Annotated in this window: 21 protein-coding genes; 12 read left to right on the plus strand and 9 right to left on the minus strand. The window is 57.5% G+C overall.

Translation table 11 applies throughout. The features are described 5' to 3' along the window. Positions 1-21: 21 nt before the first annotated feature. The 4 genes from AACZ86_RS07370 to AACZ86_RS07385 are packed head-to-tail and all read left to right on the plus strand — an operon-like array spanning position 22 to position 2276. Entirely contained in the window at positions 22-1170 is a 1149-nt protein-coding gene (locus AACZ86_RS07370; RefSeq protein WP_339690893.1) for an alpha-hydroxy acid oxidase, read from the plus strand. 22 nt (positions 1171-1192) lie between these two features. Further along, the gene (locus tag AACZ86_RS07375; protein WP_339690895.1) at positions 1193-1684 is read left to right on the plus strand and encodes a hypothetical protein; all 492 of its coding nucleotides are present in this window, start codon (positions 1193-1195) and stop codon (positions 1682-1684) included. 57 nt (positions 1685-1741) lie between these two features. After that, complete coding sequence (locus AACZ86_RS07380) at positions 1742-1990, plus strand: type II toxin-antitoxin system ParD family antitoxin (protein WP_339690896.1); 249 nt, start codon at positions 1742-1744, stop codon at positions 1988-1990. Then, the gene (locus tag AACZ86_RS07385) at positions 1980-2276 is read left to right on the plus strand and encodes a type II toxin-antitoxin system RelE/ParE family toxin (RefSeq protein WP_339690898.1); all 297 of its coding nucleotides are present in this window, start codon (positions 1980-1982) and stop codon (positions 2274-2276) included. The genes AACZ86_RS07380 and AACZ86_RS07385 overlap by 11 nt, the downstream gene beginning before the upstream one ends. A gap of 43 nt (positions 2277-2319) precedes the next feature. Here AACZ86_RS07385 and AACZ86_RS07390 read toward each other — a convergent pair whose 3' ends face one another. Beyond that, a complete protein-coding gene (locus AACZ86_RS07390; RefSeq protein ID WP_339690900.1) occupies positions 2320-2940 on the minus strand; it encodes a LysE family translocator in 621 nt (206 codons plus the stop codon). Positions 2941-3070: 130 nt separating this feature from the next. Between AACZ86_RS07390 and AACZ86_RS07395 the strand changes: the two genes are divergently transcribed. Further along, positions 3071-3361 (plus strand): GIY-YIG nuclease family protein, encoded by a 291-nt coding sequence (locus AACZ86_RS07395; protein ID WP_339690902.1) that lies wholly within the window; start codon positions 3071-3073, stop codon positions 3359-3361. Between the two features lie 281 nt (positions 3362-3642). Here AACZ86_RS07395 and sdhA read toward each other — a convergent pair whose 3' ends face one another. From sdhA to sdhC, 3 genes are read right to left on the minus strand one after another with little or no spacing between them, the layout of a single operon-like run. Further along, positions 3643-5463, minus strand: coding sequence for a succinate dehydrogenase flavoprotein subunit (gene sdhA / locus AACZ86_RS07400; RefSeq protein WP_339690904.1), 1821 nt, complete (start codon positions 5461-5463; stop codon positions 3643-3645). After that, on the minus strand, positions 5460-5849 hold the full coding sequence (gene sdhD, locus AACZ86_RS07405; protein WP_339690906.1) for a succinate dehydrogenase, hydrophobic membrane anchor protein: 390 nt from the start codon (positions 5847-5849) through the stop codon (positions 5460-5462). Before sdhD ends, sdhA begins: the two co-directional genes overlap by 4 nt. Before the next feature lie 15 nt (positions 5850-5864). After that, positions 5865-6278 carry a succinate dehydrogenase, cytochrome b556 subunit gene (gene sdhC, locus AACZ86_RS07410; RefSeq protein WP_339690909.1) on the minus strand — a complete coding sequence of 138 codons (414 nt, stop codon included), beginning with the start codon at positions 6276-6278 and terminating at the stop codon, positions 5865-5867. 201 nt (positions 6279-6479) lie between these two features. On the opposite strand from sdhC, the gene AACZ86_RS07415 reads away from it, so the two are divergent. Together AACZ86_RS07415 and AACZ86_RS07420 are read left to right on the plus strand one after the other, a co-directional pair. After that, positions 6480-7193 carry an SDR family oxidoreductase gene (locus AACZ86_RS07415; protein ID WP_339690911.1) on the plus strand — a complete coding sequence of 238 codons (714 nt, stop codon included), beginning with the start codon at positions 6480-6482 and terminating at the stop codon, positions 7191-7193. After that, on the plus strand, positions 7190-7870 hold the full coding sequence (locus AACZ86_RS07420; RefSeq protein ID WP_339690914.1) for a spermidine synthase: 681 nt from the start codon (positions 7190-7192) through the stop codon (positions 7868-7870). Before AACZ86_RS07415 ends, AACZ86_RS07420 begins: the two co-directional genes overlap by 4 nt. A 14-nt stretch (positions 7871-7884) precedes the next feature. Here AACZ86_RS07420 and AACZ86_RS07425 read toward each other — a convergent pair whose 3' ends face one another. Both AACZ86_RS07425 and AACZ86_RS07430 read right to left on the minus strand, forming a co-directional pair. Continuing rightward, positions 7885-9177, minus strand: a complete 1293-nt coding sequence (locus tag AACZ86_RS07425) for a DUF4010 domain-containing protein (RefSeq protein ID WP_339691163.1) — start codon at positions 9175-9177, stop codon at positions 7885-7887. Positions 9178-9305: 128 nt separating this feature from the next. After that, positions 9306-10937 carry a M28 family metallopeptidase gene (locus AACZ86_RS07430; protein ID WP_339691165.1) on the minus strand — a complete coding sequence of 544 codons (1632 nt, stop codon included), beginning with the start codon at positions 10935-10937 and terminating at the stop codon, positions 9306-9308. Positions 10938-11100: 163 nt separating this feature from the next. Between AACZ86_RS07430 and AACZ86_RS07435 the strand changes: the two genes are divergently transcribed. After that, positions 11101-12981, plus strand: a complete 1881-nt coding sequence (locus AACZ86_RS07435) for an ABC-F family ATP-binding cassette domain-containing protein (protein ID WP_339690916.1) — start codon at positions 11101-11103, stop codon at positions 12979-12981. A gap of 12 nt (positions 12982-12993) precedes the next feature. Beyond that, on the plus strand, positions 12994-13977 hold the full coding sequence (locus AACZ86_RS07440; protein WP_339690917.1) for a 50S ribosomal protein L11 methyltransferase: 984 nt from the start codon (positions 12994-12996) through the stop codon (positions 13975-13977). Positions 13978-14244: 267 nt separating this feature from the next. Here AACZ86_RS07440 and AACZ86_RS07445 read toward each other — a convergent pair whose 3' ends face one another. Both AACZ86_RS07445 and phhA read right to left on the minus strand, forming a co-directional pair. After that, positions 14245-14562 carry a hypothetical protein gene (locus AACZ86_RS07445; RefSeq protein ID WP_339690919.1) on the minus strand — a complete coding sequence of 106 codons (318 nt, stop codon included), beginning with the start codon at positions 14560-14562 and terminating at the stop codon, positions 14245-14247. 208 nt (positions 14563-14770) lie between these two features. Next, a complete protein-coding gene (phhA, locus tag AACZ86_RS07450; RefSeq protein ID WP_339690922.1) occupies positions 14771-15667 on the minus strand; it encodes a phenylalanine 4-monooxygenase in 897 nt (298 codons plus the stop codon). A gap of 28 nt (positions 15668-15695) precedes the next feature. Here phhA and AACZ86_RS07455 point away from each other — a divergent pair, with 28 nt between their 5' ends. After that, complete coding sequence (locus AACZ86_RS07455; RefSeq protein WP_339690924.1) at positions 15696-16382, plus strand: TIGR02117 family protein; 687 nt, start codon at positions 15696-15698, stop codon at positions 16380-16382. Between the two features lie 158 nt (positions 16383-16540). On the opposite strand, the gene AACZ86_RS07460 is transcribed toward AACZ86_RS07455, so the two are convergent. Then, positions 16541-17170: a Crp/Fnr family transcriptional regulator gene (locus AACZ86_RS07460; RefSeq protein ID WP_339690926.1), complete on the minus strand. Its 630-nt coding sequence runs from the start codon at positions 17168-17170 to the stop codon at positions 16541-16543. A gap of 126 nt (positions 17171-17296) precedes the next feature. Here AACZ86_RS07460 and AACZ86_RS07465 point away from each other — a divergent pair, with 126 nt between their 5' ends. Further along, entirely contained in the window at positions 17297-18151 is an 855-nt protein-coding gene (locus tag AACZ86_RS07465) for a sterol desaturase family protein (RefSeq protein ID WP_339690929.1), read from the plus strand. A 100-nt stretch (positions 18152-18251) separates the two neighbouring features. Continuing rightward, on the plus strand, positions 18252-18812 hold the full coding sequence (locus AACZ86_RS07470) for an HD domain-containing protein (RefSeq protein ID WP_339690931.1): 561 nt from the start codon (positions 18252-18254) through the stop codon (positions 18810-18812). Positions 18813-19103: the final 291 nt, after the last annotated feature.

A 19103-nucleotide genomic window follows, 5' to 3' on the forward strand; every position in this document is an offset into this window, starting at 1 on the left:
ACGCCAAATCGAAAGGTCGTTATGAATATCTCCGATTGCCACAATGTGAACGACTTCCGTGCGCTCGCCAAGAAACGTCTGCCTTTTCCGATATTCGACTATATCGACGGCGCGGCAGACGACGAGGTCACCCGCCGGCGCAATACCACCGCCTATGAACGGTGCGACCTGGTGCCCAATGTTCTCACAGGCGTCGAGACTATCGACATGAGCACGACGGTCATGGGCCAGAAACTGGCGATGCCGCTTTTCCTCTCGCCAACCGCGCTACAACGGTTGTTCCACTGGCAAGGCGAACATGCCGTTGCCCGCGCTGCCGAGAAATTCGGCACGTTTTTCGGTATCTCCTCGCTGGGCACCGTGAGCATCGAGGATATCGGCGCAAGCATCAGCACACCGAAAATGTTCCAGCTATACGTCCACAAGGACAAGGATCTCAACCGGTCGATGGTCGAGCGCTGCAAGGCGGCGAAGTTCGACGCGCTGACGCTGACTGTGGACACTATCGTCGGCGGCAATCGGGAGCGCTGTCTGCGGTCCGGTTTTACCAGCCCGCCGCGGATCACCCCGACCAGCTTCTGGAGCTATGCCGCGAAACCCGCTTGGGGCCTGAACTACATGTTCCGCGACAAGTTCGAACTGTCAAACCTGAAGGACCATGTCTCGGAAGGCAGCAGCGTGCCCAACTCGGTCGCGGATTATTTCACCAATATGCTCGACCAGTCACTCGACTGGAAGATGGCTGAGGAGATCGCGAAGGACTGGGACGGCGAATTCTGCCTAAAGGGGATCATGTCGGTCGCCGACGCCAAGCGAGCGGTCGATATCGGCGCGACCGCAATCATGGTGTCCAACCATGGCGGCCGGCAACTGGACGGCAGCCGCGCGCCCTTCGACCAGCTGGCCGAGATTTGCGACGCGGTCGGCGACAAGCTGGACGTGATTTGCGACGGTGGCATCACTCGGGGCAGCCATGTGCTCAAGGCATTGAGTGTCGGCGCAAAGGCCTGCTCTGGCGGCCGCCTCTATCTCTACGCCCTTGCCGCCGCCGGACAGGTAGGGGTTGAGCGGATATTGTCTTTGCTGCAGAATGAAATTGAACGCGACATGAAACTAATGGGCGTCACGGCGGTTAATCAGTTGAACCGCGACAATCTGCGCTTTCGCTAGGCTATGCGGTCAGGGGATTGAAATGAAAAAAATGAAAAACTCGCTCGGTTTGATAATGGCCATCGGCCTGCTCGAAACCACGGCATTGGCGCAGGAAGGCGCTCCACAGGATTCGACGCTGGAATCGGCCGGCAACAAGGTCACCGAACCATTTGACGGCAAGGAAGTTCCGCAGAAACTGATCGATATTCAGGATGATCCCTATTCGCTGAACGGCCTGCGTGGCTGCGCCGCGATCATCGCGGAAGTGCGCGAGCTCAACGAAGTGCTGGGCCCGGATGTCAACGAGACCGTCGACAAGAGCCTCGCGAAGAAGCGCGAGGAAACCGCTGCCCGGGTGGCTGGCAGCGCAGTAGGCTCGATCATCCCCTTTGGCGGAATCATCGGCGAGGTTACCGGCGCGAATGCGGAGCGCCGGCGCTATAACAAGGCTGTCTATGCCGGTACGGTCCGGCGCGGTTTTCTGAAAGGCGTCGGTCGCGAGCGAGGATGCAAGGCACCTGCCCGGCCTTGATATATTGGGTAACGCATCCAGATTGACCGCTCTACCAAATATTGGTAAATTACGGAAATGAGCAAAAATACATCCATCGCGCTGAGCGACAATAATCTGGAATATGTTCATCGCCAGATGCAGTCCGGGCGCTTTGGTTCGGTGAGCGAAGTCGTTCGGGATGCGTTACGATTGGCTGAAGAACGCGAAGTAAAACTGGAAATCCTGAAGCGCGAACTGCAAAAGGGACTCGATAGCGGACCGGCACGCCCTGTTGATTGGAACGGGTTTATCGACCGCAAATTCGGCACTGAAGATGAGCTATGATATCCGGTTTCGTCCGGAAGCCCTCGCCGATCTTGAAGATATTGCAGATTATACGATAGAAAGATGGGGCAGCAAGCAGGCTCGGTCCTACATATCGAGTTTGGGCGCCGACATCAAAAGCCTGTCAGACTTTGCCCTGAGATTCCCGGAACATGAACCCAGTGGCCTTGGTCTCAGAAAAATGACCAGCGGCCATCATCTGGTATTTTATCTGATCGATGGCGAAATTGTCGAAATCATTCGCATATTGCATGAGCGGATAGATGTTGGCGGACAGATCAGTTGATTTCGACAATGGTTAATCTCCTCAACTCCGAACGGCCTTGCCCCTAACGGAATGTATCCACAAAAAACCATATTGCGATAGCGGCCAGCATCACAGCAAAACCGCGTCTGACCAGTCGCGCATAAGGACCGGTGCTGAGCCAGCCATGGGCGCGGCCGGCTAGCATGACGATGATGATATGGATGGTCGTCGCCACCGCGACATAGGCGATCGACAGCTGCGCCGTTTGCATCGCAACCGACCCGTTTGCGACAATATGGACCGGCAGCACCGCGATGAAGAATAAAGCCGCCTTCGGATTGAGCAGATTGATCAGAAGTCCGCGCCGGAAATGCTTTGCCGCCGTACCATTCTTGTGGATGGCCGAGGGCGATACCTCCCGCTCGCAAACCCATGCCTCCCACGCCAGCCAGAGCAGAAATGCCGACCCGGCATAGCGAAGCAGATTGAAAATCAGCGGCGATTCATGCGCCAGTTGCGCCAGCCCCAACGCGGATGCCGCCGCAACAATCGCCAGTCCCAGACCGATACCGGCGGTCGCCGCAAAACCCGCTCGCCTGCCCTCGCTGGCACTGAGCAAGGCCAGCCAGCCCATGTTCGGACCGGGCGTCAGTTCGACCAGCAGAACGACGAGCAGGAAGGAGGGGAGCATCGGGGCGAGCATCGGGTGCTTCTATCGGGATTGGCCGGTGGCGGGAAGTGGTTGGAAGGCTTTGCGAAGAATATTTAACAGTTTCAGCCTGTCGTGCCGGTGTTGGCTGGTACTCAAGCTAATAGTGATTTAGCCATGCCTTATGAGACGCGCCTATGTTTATATCATGATTAACAAGCCGTTTGGCACGCTTTACATTGGAGTAACATCCGATTTGCCGGCGCGAATATGCCAGCACAAGAATGGAACGGGTTCGGATTTTTGTCGCGAACATGGATTGGGTCGTCTCGTCTATGTCGAAGAATATGATTCTCCCTGTGAAGCTATAGCGCGCGAGAAAGCGATGAAGGCGTGGAAGCGGAGATGGAAAACCGACCTGATTATCAAGGCTAATCCCAATTGGGATGATTTATGGGATGTGATCAATAGTTGATGTCGCGGACACACTCGGTCGTGCCAGCGTAGGCTGGCATCCATACCAATGCTGCGCTGAGGAAACACTCTTCCCCCATTCAGGTCCGGGTTAGGCCCCAGCCTGCGCTGGGGCGACTGCAGCAGAATATCGCAGGATCACTCCGTCATGCCAGCGAAGGCTGGCATCCAATCCAATGGTGCGGTGAGGAAACACTCTTCCCCCCATTCAAGTCCGGTTTGGGCCCCAGCCTGCGCTGGGGAGACAGTTAACAACGGTAGTTGTCCACACTCCAGCCAAAATCAATAAACCCGCTTCTTCGGCTTCACATATTCCGCTTCGTCGGTCAGCGTATAATCATGGACCGGGCGATAGCTGATATCGACCTTTCCGCCAGTGCCGCCCCAACCTTCAAAGGTGGTGACGGTGTGCTTCATCCATTCCTTGTCATTCCGGTCTTCATAATCTTCGTGCATATGCGCGCCGCGGCTTTCCTTGCGGTTGGCGGCAGCCTTGATCGTGACCATCGCCTGGCTCATCAGATTGTCGAGCTCCAGCGTTTCGATCAGGTCGGTGTTCCAGATCAGCGAGCGGTCGGTCACGCCGACATCGGCCAGTTTCGCATTGACCTTGTCCATCGCCTCAACGCCCTCGCTGAGCAACTTGTTGTCGCGGAACACAGCGGCATGCTTCTGCATGGTTTTCTGCATTTCGACGCGCAGGTCGGCGGTCGGGATCGAACCCTTGGCATTGCGGAAATGGTCGAGACGCTGCAGCGCCAGATCGGCGGAACCGTCCGGCAAAGGTCTGTGCGACGCGTTCGGCACCAGCTTTTCCTTCAGCCGCAGACCGGTCGCGCGGCCAAAGACCACGAGATCGATCAGCGAGTTGGAACCCAGACGGTTCGCTCCGTGCACCGACACGCACGCAGCTTCACCGACGGAATAGAGGCCCGGGACGATCGCGTCCGGATCGTCCTTGGTCGGATTGATCACTTCGCCATGATAGTTACAGGGTATGCCGCCCATATTATAATGGACCGTCGGCACCACCGGCAAAGCTTCGCGGGTCAGATCGACATTGGCGAAGATCTTGCCGGTCTCGGTAATACCAGGCAGCCGTTCGGCCAGCACTTCAGGTGCAATATGGTCGAGGTGGAGATAGATATGATCCTTCTCCGGTCCGACGCCGCGGCCTTCGCGAATTTCGGTAGCCATGCAGCGCGAGACAACATCACGGCTGGCTAGGTCCTTGGCGCTTGGCGCATAGCGTTCCATGAAACGCTCGCCTTCGCTGTTGGTCAGATAACCGCCCTCGCCACGTGCGCCTTCGGTAATCAAGACGCCCGCGCCGTAAATCCCGGTCGGGTGAAACTGGACAAATTCCATGTCCTGCAGGGGCAGACCCGCGCGCAGCACCATGCCGCCGCCGTCACCGGTGCAGGTATGGGCGGAGGTCGCGCTGAAATAGCAGCGGCCGGAACCGCCGGTTGCCAGCACCACGGCATGACTGCGGAACCGGTGGATCGAACCGTCTTCGAGGCATAGGGCGATCACGCCCCGGCATTCGCCGTCTTCCATGATCAGGTCGATGGCGAAATATTCGATGAAGAAATCCGCGTCATATTTCAGGCTCTGCTGATAGAGCGCGTGGAGCATCGCGTGGCCGGTACGGTCGGCAGCTGCACAGGTACGCTGGACCGGAGGCCCCTCGCCCATATTCTGCATATGGCCGCCAAACGGGCGCTGGTAGATGGTGCCGTCTTCGTTGCGCGAGAAAGGCACACCGGCATGTTCCAGCTCGTAAACCGCCTGCGGTGCTTCGCGCACCAGATATTCGATCGCGTCCTGGTCGCCGAGCCAGTCCGATCCCTTGACCGTGTCATACATATGCCAGGTCCAGTGGTCGGGCGTGTTGTTGCCCAGAGATGCGGCGATGCCGCCCTGCGCTGCAACAGTATGCGAGCGGGTCGGGAAGACCTTTGTAATACAGGCTGTTTTTAGACCGGATTCTGCCGCGCCCATGGTCGCGCGCAGGCCGGAGCCTCCGGCACCGACAACAACGGTGTCATAGGTGTGATCAATGATCTTGTAGGTAGGCTGGGTGGATTGTTCGGTCTTCATGCTACCACTCCGGTAAAGGCTATTTTCGCAACCGAGAATATTCCCAGAGCCGCGCCGCCGATGGCGAAAAAGTTGAGGAGGAGGATCAGGCCGAATTTGGCGCCATGATCCGTGACATAATCCTCGATCAGGACCTGCAAGCCGATCCGGATATGCCAGAAGATGCTGACCAGCATCAACATCATCGGCACCGCCACCAATGGCGAGGACAGCCATTCGATCATCAGGCCATGTTCATAATTCGGCAGCCGGATCAGCGAGAATACCAGCCACAGGACCAGCAGCAAATTGCTGACCGCGGTGACCCGTTGCACTATCCAGTGATGCGCGCCTTCCTGCGCCGATCCGAGGCCGCGTACCCGACCGATATTGGTTCCTGAACCCATGTTCCGATTCCTAATCTAAAGAATATTCTTGGAAACGATGTAGAGCCACATCGCGCCGGTGGTGACAATCGCGGCCAGAGGCACGGCGATCGACCACATTCTGTTTGTCTGCAATTCATAACCGGCGCCAGCGTCCAGCACGAAGTGCCGCAGGCCCGAATACATATGCTCGAAAAAGGCAAAGCTCATGCCGACCAGAACGATATAGCCAATATAGCCCCAGTTGAACCAGCTGAGGAAATAGTCATAGCTCTCCGGCCCGGCGGAAATCGCGTAAAGCCACCAGACCAGCAGCGGAACGCCAACCAGCGCCATGCCGTCGCCGGTGACCCGATGGAGAATGGACACCAGCATATGCGGCCCCCATTTATACACCTGCAAATGCGGTGAAAGCGGTCTGTTCGTTGATGAACCTGATACGCCGGACATTATATTCCCCTGAACAATCTCTCCGGGTCATACCGGAGTCTTTGAAATCGAACCATTCCCTTAGCGAAAAGCACGTCTCATGCAAACCGGATGCGCCTGATTTAGACATTTTATTAGTGCCCGTTCATGCGACGCCAATCGAAATCACGAAATTTGCATCATCCATGGACGCGCGCGCCTTGTCGTTCTAGTCCATCCGGCATGAGCAAAGCAAAAACACATATATTGGTAACGGGCGCCAGCCGCGGCATTGGCAAGGCCATCGTCGAATCGCTGGATCGGGACAATGTCACGGCCGTTGGCCAGAGCACGACGGGCGCAAATGGCTTGCTGGCGGCCGATTTCTCTCGGGATGGCGCCGCTGATCGGCTTTGGGAAGAGGCGCTGGACCGGCTCGATGATCGCATCGACGTGCTGATCAACAATGCCGGCCTGTTCGAGCCCAATCCGGTCGCAAGTGACGACTGGCTGGAAAGCTGGAACCGGACGATGACGATCAACCTGACCGCTTCCGCAGAGCTGTGCCGCCATGCCGTCCTGCATTTCCAGCAGCGCGACGAGCCGGGCCGGATCATCAATATTGCCAGCCGCGCCGCCTATCGCGGCGACAGCCCCGACCACTGGCATTATGCTGCCTCAAAAGCCGGCATGGTGGCGATGACCAAGACCATCGCCAGAGCTTATGCCAAGAACGAGATACTGGCCTTCGCGATCTGCCCCGGTTTCACCATGACCGGTATGGCCGAAGATTATCTGGAAAGCCGAGGCGGCGACAAATTGCTCGCCGACATCCCGCTGGGCCGGGTCGCCCAGCCGGAAGAAATTGCCGAAATGGCGAGATGGTGCGCGCTTGATGCGCCGCCGAGCATGACCGGCGCCGTACTCGACGCCAATGGCGCGAGTTTCGTCCGATGATTGCCCGCGAACTTCTCGACACAGCTCCCATCCCGGGCGGCGACGAACTCCGCCTGTTCCGGCGCGAACTCAAGGGCGCCGACGAATATTCGATCATGCTCGGGCGGATCGAGCTGATGAACAGCCGGCTCAGCGGATCGGAGGAAGCGCTGGCAACCCTTACCTGCAAACGCCTCGGGGTGAAAAACCCGCGGATATTGATCGGCGGCTACGGGATGGGCTTTACCTTGCGTGCCGCTCTGTCGGTTTTGCCACCGCAAGCGCATGTTGAAGTGGTTGAACTGATCCCCGCCATCGTCAAATGGGCGCGCGGGCCGATGGCTGATCTGTCGCAGAAATGTCTCGACGACAGCCGCGTCACCATCACAACCGGTGACGTCTGCGATGTCATCAGCAGGGCAGACCGCGAATATGATGCCATATTGCTCGATGTCGACAATGGTCCCGATGGCCTGACCCACGAAGCCAATGACCGGCTCTACAGCATGGCGGGACTGGCGACGGCCAAGAAGGCGCTCCGCTCCAACGGCATTTTGGCAATCTGGTCGAGCGAAGGCGATACGCGCTTTACGTCACGACTGAAAAAATCAGGCTTTACCGTCGATGTGAATACGGTCCCGGCGCGGAGCAACGGCAAAGGCGCGAAACATACGATCTGGCTGGCGGCGAACAGCTAGCTAGAGCCTAGACTTCAGAAGCGAATATCAAACGCCACAAAACTTACCATACCAGCGACAGCCAGAACCATGCTGCTCGCGGCCAGAGCGGCTACCGCCGAGCGTCCGTTCTTCCAGCCAGCGGTAAAACCGGCCACCCCGGTCTTGAACAGCATATTGGCCAATACCGTCATCGCCAGCACGAAGCCGGCAAGATTGGATAATATCGTCTCCGGCGGCAGCGCCCCCAGCGTTATGATTGCGGCATCGACATCAAAAGATCCCATGATCAGGACCAGATAGGCAATCCCGCTGGTGCCGAATTCAGCCTCCGCCCAGCGCGCAGCCAGCGACATTGCCGCGACCGTCAGCGCAAAGAAAAAAGCTGGCAGCAAGCGCACGGGGTTGCGCGTTTCGACGCTCTTGTCGGTTTTGGCAGCCCCGCTACGGCGCAGCTGCAGCAATCCGATGACAGCGGCCACCAGCGCGGCCGGTGTCAGGATCATCGCCAGCGGCACAAAGGCAAAACGCGCGAGTATGAAGGTCAGCAGCAACACCCGGACGTACATCACCGCCGAGGCCAGAGCGATACCCGCCGACAAAGTGCGCCTGTTGCTATCTTCGCCGCGCAATCTCTGGGCCAGCGATGCGGTGACCGCGGTGGAACTATAGGCGCCGCCGATAACCGCTGTCACAACCGTCCCGTGGGACTCGCCGAATAGCCGGTTGGCGACATAGCCGGCAAAGGAAAGGCCGGTGACCAATATGACGACAAACCATAATTGCTGCAGGTTGAACGCGTCATAAGGCCCGAAATCGCGATCCGGCAGAAACGGCAGAACCGCAAGCGCGATCAGGGCAAAGCGGATCATGACATTGATATCGGTCGACCCGAGCTTGCCCAGAAATCCGTGGAGTTCCGACCGCATCGACAGCAGTCCTGTCGTAATCGCCGCTCCGGCCATGGCCAGCGCCGGATAACCGCTCCCAGCCAGCAGCCCGAGACAGAGCGTCAGAAGCGAGACCACAAAATTGGTGATGCTGCGCCCGTCCGGTTCGTGGATCATCTTGGCGTGACTGAAGCCCAGCATGATCACGAACCCGGCAAGCAGAATCGCTGCCATTATCAGGTTGAGACTTTGCGCAATCAGCGCGACCAGACCGCCGACACCGGCGATCAGACCGAAGGTACGAATTCCGGCGACCCGGGCGCCCTTGTGCTCGTCGCGCATCGTCCATCCGCGCTCGACACCGATCAGCAGGCCCGCCGCCAATGCGATCGCAAGGTCGCGGTAGATCAGCCACTCACCAGAAAAATCCGTCAGCATTGCCAATATAATATCCCGTCGCGCATATCGGTTCCGGCAAAGCTCATGTGCCGTTCGTTAGGTTAGTGACAGCAATAGCCTATACGTAATGTCCCATAAGCCGCCTCGGAACGTCGCAAGATCCCCGCCTATTGACGCGCTTCGGCGCTCGCATCGCGCCGTTCCTTGAATTCGGAACCGGCCTTCCATTCCGGCCAGTCCTTCGAGTAGGCAAGGCTATTGCCGATATCGAACATCACATCAATATCCTGCACCGCGCCCGTCAGGTCCCAGTCCGGCGACCAGGCATCGCAGGCCGCATGATAGCATTTGCCGGTATAGTCATCGATCCACTTCTGCCCTGCGGCCCTGCCGCCAACCACCAGATCGGATGCGCCAGCAAGGCTCATCATCAAGAGAACCGGCACGCCGCGTTTGGCGAGAGAGAAATGATCGGCCCGGAAAAACAGCCCGCGTTCGGGCAGGTTTTCTTCGGTCACCACACGACCCTGCAATTTGGCAAATTTTGCCAGATCGTCTTCGAGCGTCCCCTGCCCCTTGCCGACCAAGATGACGTCCTTTGCCTTGCCAGCGGTTTGCAGAACATCGATCGCCAGATTGGCTACTGTTGTTTCCACCGGATATATCGGAGCCTGCGCATAGACTTCGGAGCCGAGCAGGCCGCGCTCTTCCGCGCTCCATGCGGCAATAACGATCGTCCGGTCAGGCTGCGGCATGGATTTGAACTTGCGCGCTATCTCCATGATCCCGGCGATACCGAGCGCGTCATCATTGGCGCCCGCACGATAGATTTTGCCGTCCTCGTCGGGCGGTCCCTCTCCATAGGCATCCCAATGCGCGCCAAAGATGATGGTTTCGTCGGGCCGGGTTTTGCCGGTTATCTTGCCGAACACATTCTGGCTCTTCACTACTTCCTGTTTCACCGGGTAGGAGGCCGCGAATTTGGTGCCGATAGCCACCGGTTTGAAATCGCTCCTTCTCGCCGCAACCCGCAATTTTGCAAGATCCAGTCCCGCGCCATCAAATAATTTCTGGGCGGCCTCACCGCTTATCCAGCCCTGCAAGGCCAGACTGGTCATTTCTCCGTCCGGTTTGGCGATGCCGTAATTCTCGCCCTGCGGGCTTTCGACGACACTCCAGCCATAGCCGGCGGCTTCGGTTTCATGGATGATCAGGGCCGCGACAGCGCCGCGCCGCGATGCTTCTTCAAATTTATAGGTCCATCGGCCGTAATAGGTCATCGCACGACCACCGAATTTGCCGGCGACGGCATCATCGGAAGCCGCGGCAAAATCAGGATCATTGACCAGAAAGACCGCGACCTTTCCCTTCAGGTCCACGTCCTTATAATCGTCCCATCCCCGTTCGGACGCGGTCACGCCATAGCCGACAAAGACCATTTCCGCATCCTCGACCACCGCCCGGTCCCTGGGCTGCAGCGTCGACACATAAATATCCTTGCCGGCATTTAAGGCCGTGCTTTTGCCCTTGCTGGAAAACGAAAGCCTGTCGGGCGTACCGAGAGCCGTGTGCAACAATGGCACCGGCTGCGTCCATGTGCCGTCGACACCGCCGGGTTCCAGGCCCAGAGCCTCGAATCGCCCGATCAGATAACCGATTGTCCGGTCTTCGCCTGCTGTACCCGGTGCACGGCCTTCAAACTGGTCCAATGTCATGGTTTTGACCGTCCGGGTGATCTCCTCGGCGCTTATCTCCGTCGGTTGATCCGCAGCCTCGGCAAAGGCGGGGGCACAAATCATCATGGCAGTGGCGGAAAATAACGTGGCGATGCGACCTGAAAACAAAGCAAAACTCCAGCAAAATCAATAGAACGGATAATATGAGCCTATCAGCCTGCATTTGCACGTGAAGTTTTTTACGCTATCTTTTGCACTAATGCACTTGCTCCGCTAACGGCTGCCCATGCTTAATTTCAGTAACATAACCGTGCGCCTCGGCGGCACTGTGATCCTTGATGGTGCGACCGCTGCACTGCCCCCCGGCGCGCGCGTCGGCATGATCGGCCGCAATGGCGCGGGCAAGTCGACCCTGATGAAGGTCATTGCAGGGTTTCTCGAGCCCGACGACGGCAGTGTCGATATGCCAAAGGACGCACGGATGGGCTATATTGCCCAGGAAGCGCCTGCCGGACAGGATAGTCCGCTAGACACCGTACTGGCAGCGGACACAGAACGCGCTTCGCTGCTCGAGGAGGCCGAAACAGCCGCAGACCCGCACCGGATCGGCGAAATTCACGAACGTCTGAACATGATCGAAGCGCATAGCGCTCCGGCACGCGCGGCGAAGATCCTGATCGGACTTGGCTTTGACGAAGCCGCCCAGCAACAGCCGATGGACAGTTTCTCCGGCGGCTGGCGGATGCGTGTCGCGCTGGCGGCTCTGCTGTTCTCGCAACCCGAACTGTTGCTGCTCGACGAGCCCTCGAACCACCTCGACCTCGAAGCGACTCTGTGGCTGGAGAATTTCCTGACCAGCTATCAGGCGACGATCCTCGTTATCAGCCACGAACGCGACCTGCTCAACAATGTCGTCGACCATATCCTGCACCTCCAGCACGGCAAGACCACCCTCTATCCGGGCGGCTATGACGCGTTCGAGAAACAGCGGGCCGAACGGCAGGCGCAGCTCGCGTCCTCGCGTGAAAAGCAGATTGCCCAGCGCGAGAAGCTGCAATCCTACGTTTCCCGCTGGGGCGCCAAGGCGCATAGCGCGAAACAGGCGCAGAGCCGGGTCAAGGCGCTCGCCCGCATGGAACCGATTGCTGAAGCGATTGACGACCCGTCGCTGACCTTCCATTTCCCCAGCCCGGCGGAACTGAAACCCCCGCTGATCACGCTCGATGACGCGTCGGTCGGTTATGGCGACAATATCATCCTCTCCGGCCTCAATATGCGGCTCGATCCCGATGACCGGACCGCATTGCTCGGACGGAACGGCAACGGCAAGACCACACTAGCCCGCCTCCTCGCCAGCCAGCTCGAACCGAAAAAGGGCGCGATCAACAAATCGGGCAAGCTGACCGTCGGCTATTTCACCCAATATCAGGTCGAGGAACTGGACACATCCGACACGCCGCTCGAACATATGACGCGGCTGATGAAGGATGCCAAGCCGGGTGCGGTACGCGCCCAGCTCGGGCGGTTCGGATTTTCCGGCGACAAGGCGACGATATTGGTCGGCAAGCTCTCCGGCGGCGAACGTGCGCGCCTCGCACTGGCGATGATCACCCGCGATGCGCCGCATCTGCTGATCCTCGATGAGCCGACGAACCATCTCGACGTCGACGCCCGCGAAGCATTGGTCCACGCGCTCAACGAATATAGCGGCGCTGTGATCCTGGTCAGCCATGATCGCCATATGCTCGAGCTAACAGCCGACCGTCTGGTGATGGTCGACAGCGGCAAGGCAGAGGAATTTTCCGGGACGCTCAAGGATTATACCGATTTTGTTCTCGGCAAGAACCAGCCGGGATCATCCGGCGGCAAAGGCAGCGGCGGCAACCGCAAGGAAGAACGCCGCGCAGCCGCAGAGCGGCGCAAGCAGCAAGGGGAATTGCGCAAGACCGTTACCGCCTCGGAAAAGCAGATGAAGGTCCTCGGCGAGGAAGTTTCCCTCATTGACCGCGCGATGTTCGATCCGGCGTCCGCCGATCCCAAACATGCCGACCTGTCGATGACCGACCTGATGAAGCTGCGCGCGGAAACGCAGGACAAGCTGGATCAGGCCGAAGCAAAATGGATGGAAGCCAGCGACAAGCTGGAACAGGATAATGGCAATGGCTGATCGGTTGCCGCGTTGACCACGACCTGGAAAGTATCGCTCCCCTGCACCCGGGCCGAAGCGGATAGGCTGGCGGAAGACCAGCTGTTCATTGCGGGCAGCGATTCCACCCCGACGATTGTCGCCAGCGAAATCGATTCCAGAAACCCCGATGCATGGGTGATCGACGTCTATTGCCAGATCGAGCCGGATGTGGCGCTGATCGACAATCTTCTGCAACTGTCGCCCTCTGCCGAAGCAGCCGCTTTCGAGCCGATTGTAGAAATGCTCGATGACGAGGACTGGGTAACGCTCAGCCAGCAGGGTCTCGAACCTCTGCGCGCTGGCCGTTTTCACGTTCATACGTCGAGCGACCAGCCGTCCGCCGACCCGAAACTGACAAATCTCTGCATCGACGCCGGACAGGCTTTTGGCACCGGCCATCACGAAACCACGATGGGCTGTCTGCACAGCCTCGACCGCCTCAAGCGCGCCGGCCACCGGTATCGCAATATCGCCGATGTCGGCACCGGCACCGGCCTGCTCGCCTTTGCTGCCCATCATCTCTGGCCAGACGCCAAAATCATAGCCAGCGATATCGACCCGATTGCGGTCACCGTCACCGGAGAGAATGCCGGAGAGAATGCAATTCCGCTGGGCAACCGCCGCAGCCAGATCCGGCTGGTCCAGAGCAACGGCCTCGACCATCCGGCGCTGAAACAACGCGCGCCCTATGATCTGATCATAGCCAATATCCTGGCCGGTCCGCTCGTGTCCCTCGCCCCGCAAATCGCCGCCGCATCAACCACCGGAACCGTGCTCCTGCTCGCCGGTTTGCTGAGCCGCCAGAAAGCCGAAGTCGTTCGCGCCTATGTCCGCGAAGGATTTCGCCTTCGACACAGCCAGCTGGACAATGAATGGCCAAGCCTCACTCTGGTCAAATCAAGAAAATACGGCTGGCGCCGCAAAGCGCATCAGAGAAAATCACCACTGGCACCCGATTATTTCGGGGAAATTTAGCCCTTCCATGGCGAAGGCCCGGGTCAATCTCCAGCAATTTCGGCTGATGGCCTGATTGCGATGGGCGGGATATGGGGATTGTTGCACCTGTCACCGGAATTACCTGCAAATATACTCATGGTCATCCTCCTATCTTGGAGCGCTGCATTACGAATCCGTACATGATAAAAGGATGGCTACATCAATTTAGCAACGTCACCGTAATCGAGAAAGCGAGAAATAGTGGGTGTGTTACCGTTAATCACGGAACCCCACCATAGCTAATATTTACTTATGCCATTCAAGAAAACGTGCCTCTCCAGTATCTATATTCAATAGGAATTCGTCACCACCAAAAGTCTGTACTGTCAATTCACCATCGGTTGCTTCTCCAAAGAAACTGAAAGTTTCATATTCAAATCTAGGTGGAATTGATGGCGCAATTTGCCACAATATTTCAAAATATTCATTGATTTTGTACACATTATAGTTTTTCTTGGGACCATTTTCATGAACTTTGTATTCATCAATTATTACTATCTTGTTTTTTTCATCAATTTCAATTATACTTTTTACTCTTTTCAATTCATCCGTAGTTAGTTTCATGGCAATCGCCTTAGTATTCCGATGACAGTTGCAACAATCCCTACACTATTTTGGATTTTTGTTCCAAAAAAGTGCCTTATCTGCATAGACTTGCTCCCCTGCGAACGGCAAAGCGAGGCGTGTGACTCTCGTTGCGGTCCATCTAGGACCAGTCCGTCAAAACGCCATTTCAAGAGATGGGTACCTGCCTACGCAGGTACACAAACTCTCAAACGACCACAGCTTCCCCTGCCTTCGAAAGCGCATATGCCTGCGTACCCTCGGTCAGCACCTCGTCACCCGCCACAATCTCGGCAATCTTGATGTCGGGCAGCCCTGCAATCTTGTCGTAAACCGGTTTGAAATCCGTCTCCACGGTCACCCGCAGCAGCTCGTCGAGACTGGGGATAACGAAATAATTCTGCTGATAATCGTCGATCCGGTACTCGGTGCGCAAGACCCGCTCGAGATCAAACAATATCCGGTTGGGGCTGGGATCGTCGAGCGCAAAGACGCTCTCGCCATAGCTGGACACAATGCCCGCGCCGTAAATGCGCAGGCCCTCGGCTTCCTGAATCAGGCCGAATTCCACGGTATACCAGTAAAGCCGCGCCAGCTGTTTCAGCGTGCCATATTTCAGCGCCCGTAACCCGCCACGGCCATAAGCAGCCATATAATCCCCGAACCTCTGGTCCGCGAGCATCGGCACATGGCCGAAGACATCGTGGAAAATGTCCGGTTCCTGCAGATAATCCAGCTGGTCCCGCCGCCGAATGAAATTGCCCGAGACAAAGCGCCGGTTGGCAAGATGGTCGAAAAACACATCATCCGGCACCAGACCGGGTGCAGCGACAACCTGCCAGCCGGTGGCATCCATCAATATCCGGTTGAGCTCGTCAAAATCGGGAATACCCGGCTGCGACAGTTTCAATATGTCGATGCCGTCGAGAAACGCCTGCGCCGCCCGCCCCGGCAGCATTTTCTGCTGGCGCGCGAACAATATGTCCCAGGTCTCATGATCTTCTGCGGAATAGGCCTGCCAGTCCTGGTCAATCGTCCAGTCGGCATTTGCGTGCGCCGGCGGCTTGTCATAGACATGGGTTTCGGTTTCGGGTGTGCTTGGCATGCGTCATCTTACAGCAAAAAAGGTTTCCATGGCAACTACAGCGCATAAATGGTTGAAACGCATTGTGGTTGCAGCGGGTGCGATCATTTCCGCCTATCTGCTCGCGGCGCTGGGCGGCAGTTTGTTACCCGCCAACCAGAACTGGCAAAGCCCCGGTGACGGTATCGAGCTGTTCATCGAAACCAACGGCCTGCACAGCGGGATCATCATGCCGATATGGAGCGATGTCCACGACTGGACGCCCCTGATCCGGCCAGAGCATCTGGCGGACCCGTCGCTTTATGGCAGCCATATCCTGGTCGGATGGGGCCATGAAGGCGTCTATCGCAACGCTCCGCAATGGACCGGGCTCCGGCCCGCCGATGCCCTGAGCGCAATCTGGGGCAGCGACGACGTACTTATCCACGTCTACCACCTGAAATATCCACAGGCTTATCCCTATTACCGCCGCCGCCTGAAAGTCAGCGAAGCGGAATATCGGATAATCGTCAAGGAGATAGAAGCACGCTTCGTCCTCGACGATCAGTATCGCTCCCTGCCGACGCCCGGCTATGGCCAGGATGACCTGTTTTACGAGGCCAACGGCCATTATAGCGCCTTCTACACCTGCAACAACTGGACCAGCGACGTCCTGCAACAGGCCGGTATCCGCACCGGGCGCTGGACCCCGTTCCAGGGCGGCGTAATGCGCTGGTTTCCGGAAAGTACAGAATGAGGGGTTAGTGGCAAGCCTGCCTGAAGGCAGATTTCGGCGGACAGAGGTCCTTCGACAAGCTCAGGACGAAAGGGTTATTGCGAAGACGGACGAGTTATTCCAAATATGCCGTTCGTGGTGAGCCTGTCGAACCACCTCTTTCGCCTGAGCACCATCGACTAAGCCGATACCATATCCCGCAAGCCGGTCCGGTCCCTGATCGTCACCGCCCCATAGCCCGGCTCAACCATGGCCGCCGCGTGCAATTTGGTCAGCGCCTTGCCCAGTGATATCCGCGACACCCCTACCAGATCGGCGAGTTCCTGCTGGGTGACGAAAATTTCCGCGCCATCTTGCTGATCACCGCAAAGCTGTAGCAATGCCACCGCCAGCCTTTGCGGCACCGACAGGCTGCGGCTGGATTCGATCAGGTCGAACACCTCCTGCACCGTCAGCGCCATTGTCTTGAGCAGCAGACCGATGACCGCCGGATCGGAGTCCATCAAACTCTGCAGCTCGCTTTGACCGATCCGGATCAGGCGGCTGTCGCTGCCGGCAATCGCATCTACCGTGCGCGGAAACTCGCCCATGAAGGCCAGTTCACCAAAGGTATCGCCGGCACCAATCAGCGCGAACAATGTCAACCGCCCGTCTATGCCATAGCGCCCGACCTGCACCGATCCGCTTTCGATATACCAGAATTCCTTCGCCACATCACCGCGCTGCTGGATGATCTGCCCCTTGGCGAAGCCCCGCAGCTGCCCGCGCGCCAGCAAATCGCGCCTTATCCTCTCGGGTAATGCTTTCACAAAGCCCGTCCCGGCCATTGGAGCCGGCGCGTTCATGAAAAATCACAAGAATGATAACTAGTTTGCATTTGTGGACAACTACATCGGCTAATAAAAATCCGCAAGCAATCCTCTGGGAGAGACATCATGCGACCCGAACTTCTGGCGATTACCGGAATTTTCATCATCTTCGGACTTCTGGAATTTTTCCGTACCCGTCTGTTCAGCAAACCCGAACAGACCCGCGACGATGCAATGGTCGAGATAATCGGCTCGTTCGTGCTGCTGGCCATCACCCAGCCCGGCATCATTCTCGCTGCCCAGTTCATCCTCGGCAATGTCGCGCCGCAATGGCAAGGCGCGCTGGCCAGCATTCCGCTGATCGCCGCCATTGCCCTGTTTCTGGTGTTTGACGACATGATGCAATATTTCTGGCACCGGCTGTCGCACAGCGTACCCTTCCTCTACAATCTGCACCGCTCGCATCATAATGCGAAATATATGAGCGTCCGCCTCGTCTACCGGAATAATATCTTCTATTATCTGACCATGCCGAGCATCTGGTTTTCCGGCGCCTTGATCTATCTCGGCCTCGGCTGGGTCTATGTCGGCTATATCATCGTCAAGATGGCGGTGATTGTCGGCGCGCACAGCGATGTCGCCTGGGACGAGCCGCTCTACAGGATCAAATGGCTGTCGCCGGTTATGTGGCTGGTCGAGCGCACAATATCGACCCCCGCCACCCACCACGCGCATCACGGCCGCCACAAGAGCGACGGCGTGACCCATTACAAGGGTAATTTCGGAAACCTGCTGTTCTTCTGGGACGTCCTGTTCGGCACAGCCAAAATCACGCGCCGCTACCCGGAAACATATGGCGTCGAAAACCTCGCACCCGCCACTCTGGGCCAGCAACTGGCCTGGCCGATCTTTCCGGAGAATAAGGAAGGCGGCCATGGCGTAAATGAATTGGCGGCGATCGAGGCGGCAGCAGAGGTTTAAGCGGCTTGGGAGACCTCTGTCGACGCTGGCCTATGGACTTGTCGTGCCGATAAATTATAAGGTTCGATACGTGCCATCAAAGATAGAAGGAAATACCGATATGACCTCTCAGGCGACTTTTACCAGAATGCAGGATGGCACGCTCGAAGAATGGAAGGTTATCGGCGCCGCCCACAAAGAGGAATTCAAGAATACCGCTGATCGTTTTATCGGCATGTTGAAATCACTCGAGCAGCATACGCTCGGATTTGCCTGTGATCAGCTCCAGCATTCCCTGATGACAGGAACGCTTGCACGCAGGGCGGGCGCCAGTGTCGAGGAAATCGTTATCGCTCTTTGTCATGACATTGCAAAAGCGGTCAATGTTCCCAATCACGGTCCGATTGCCGCAGAGATGATGCGGCCTTACATCAGCGATGACAGCTATCACGTGATCCGCAACCACCAGGCTTTTCAGGGCGAACATTATTACCATTATATGGGCGCACCCACCGATCTCAGGAAAAAATGGGTCGATGAACCATGGTATGATCTCGCGGTCAAACTCGTCGACGAATGGGATGCACCGGCATTTGATCCCGACTTCGAAGTCGATTCGCTGGAAAGTTTTGAACCGCTGATGCGAAAGATATTCCACGACAATCCAACGGCCGTCGGATAGAAAATATTCCGGTTCCTCGGAAACAGCCGCAACAAGGGCAACGGGGTGAAGGAACTGGCGGCGGTTGAAGCTGCGGCCAAGGCATGATCCCGTCATTACGAGGAGCGAAGCGACGCGGCAATCCAGAGCGGCAAGCGACGCACTGGATTGGTTGATCTCCGGTCGGCGTCGGCTCGCTGCGCTCGCAATGACGATAGTTAGCTCGTCATCCGTCGAGAAAAACCGTTCGCACTGAGCTTGTCGAAGTGCACCTCTCGGGGGAACGCTGTCCTTCGACAAGCTCAGGACGAA

The sequence above is a fragment of the uncultured Parasphingorhabdus sp. genome (genome assembly GCF_963975735.1).
In the GTDB taxonomy this organism is placed as follows: Bacteria; Pseudomonadota; Alphaproteobacteria; order Sphingomonadales; family Sphingomonadaceae; genus Parasphingorhabdus.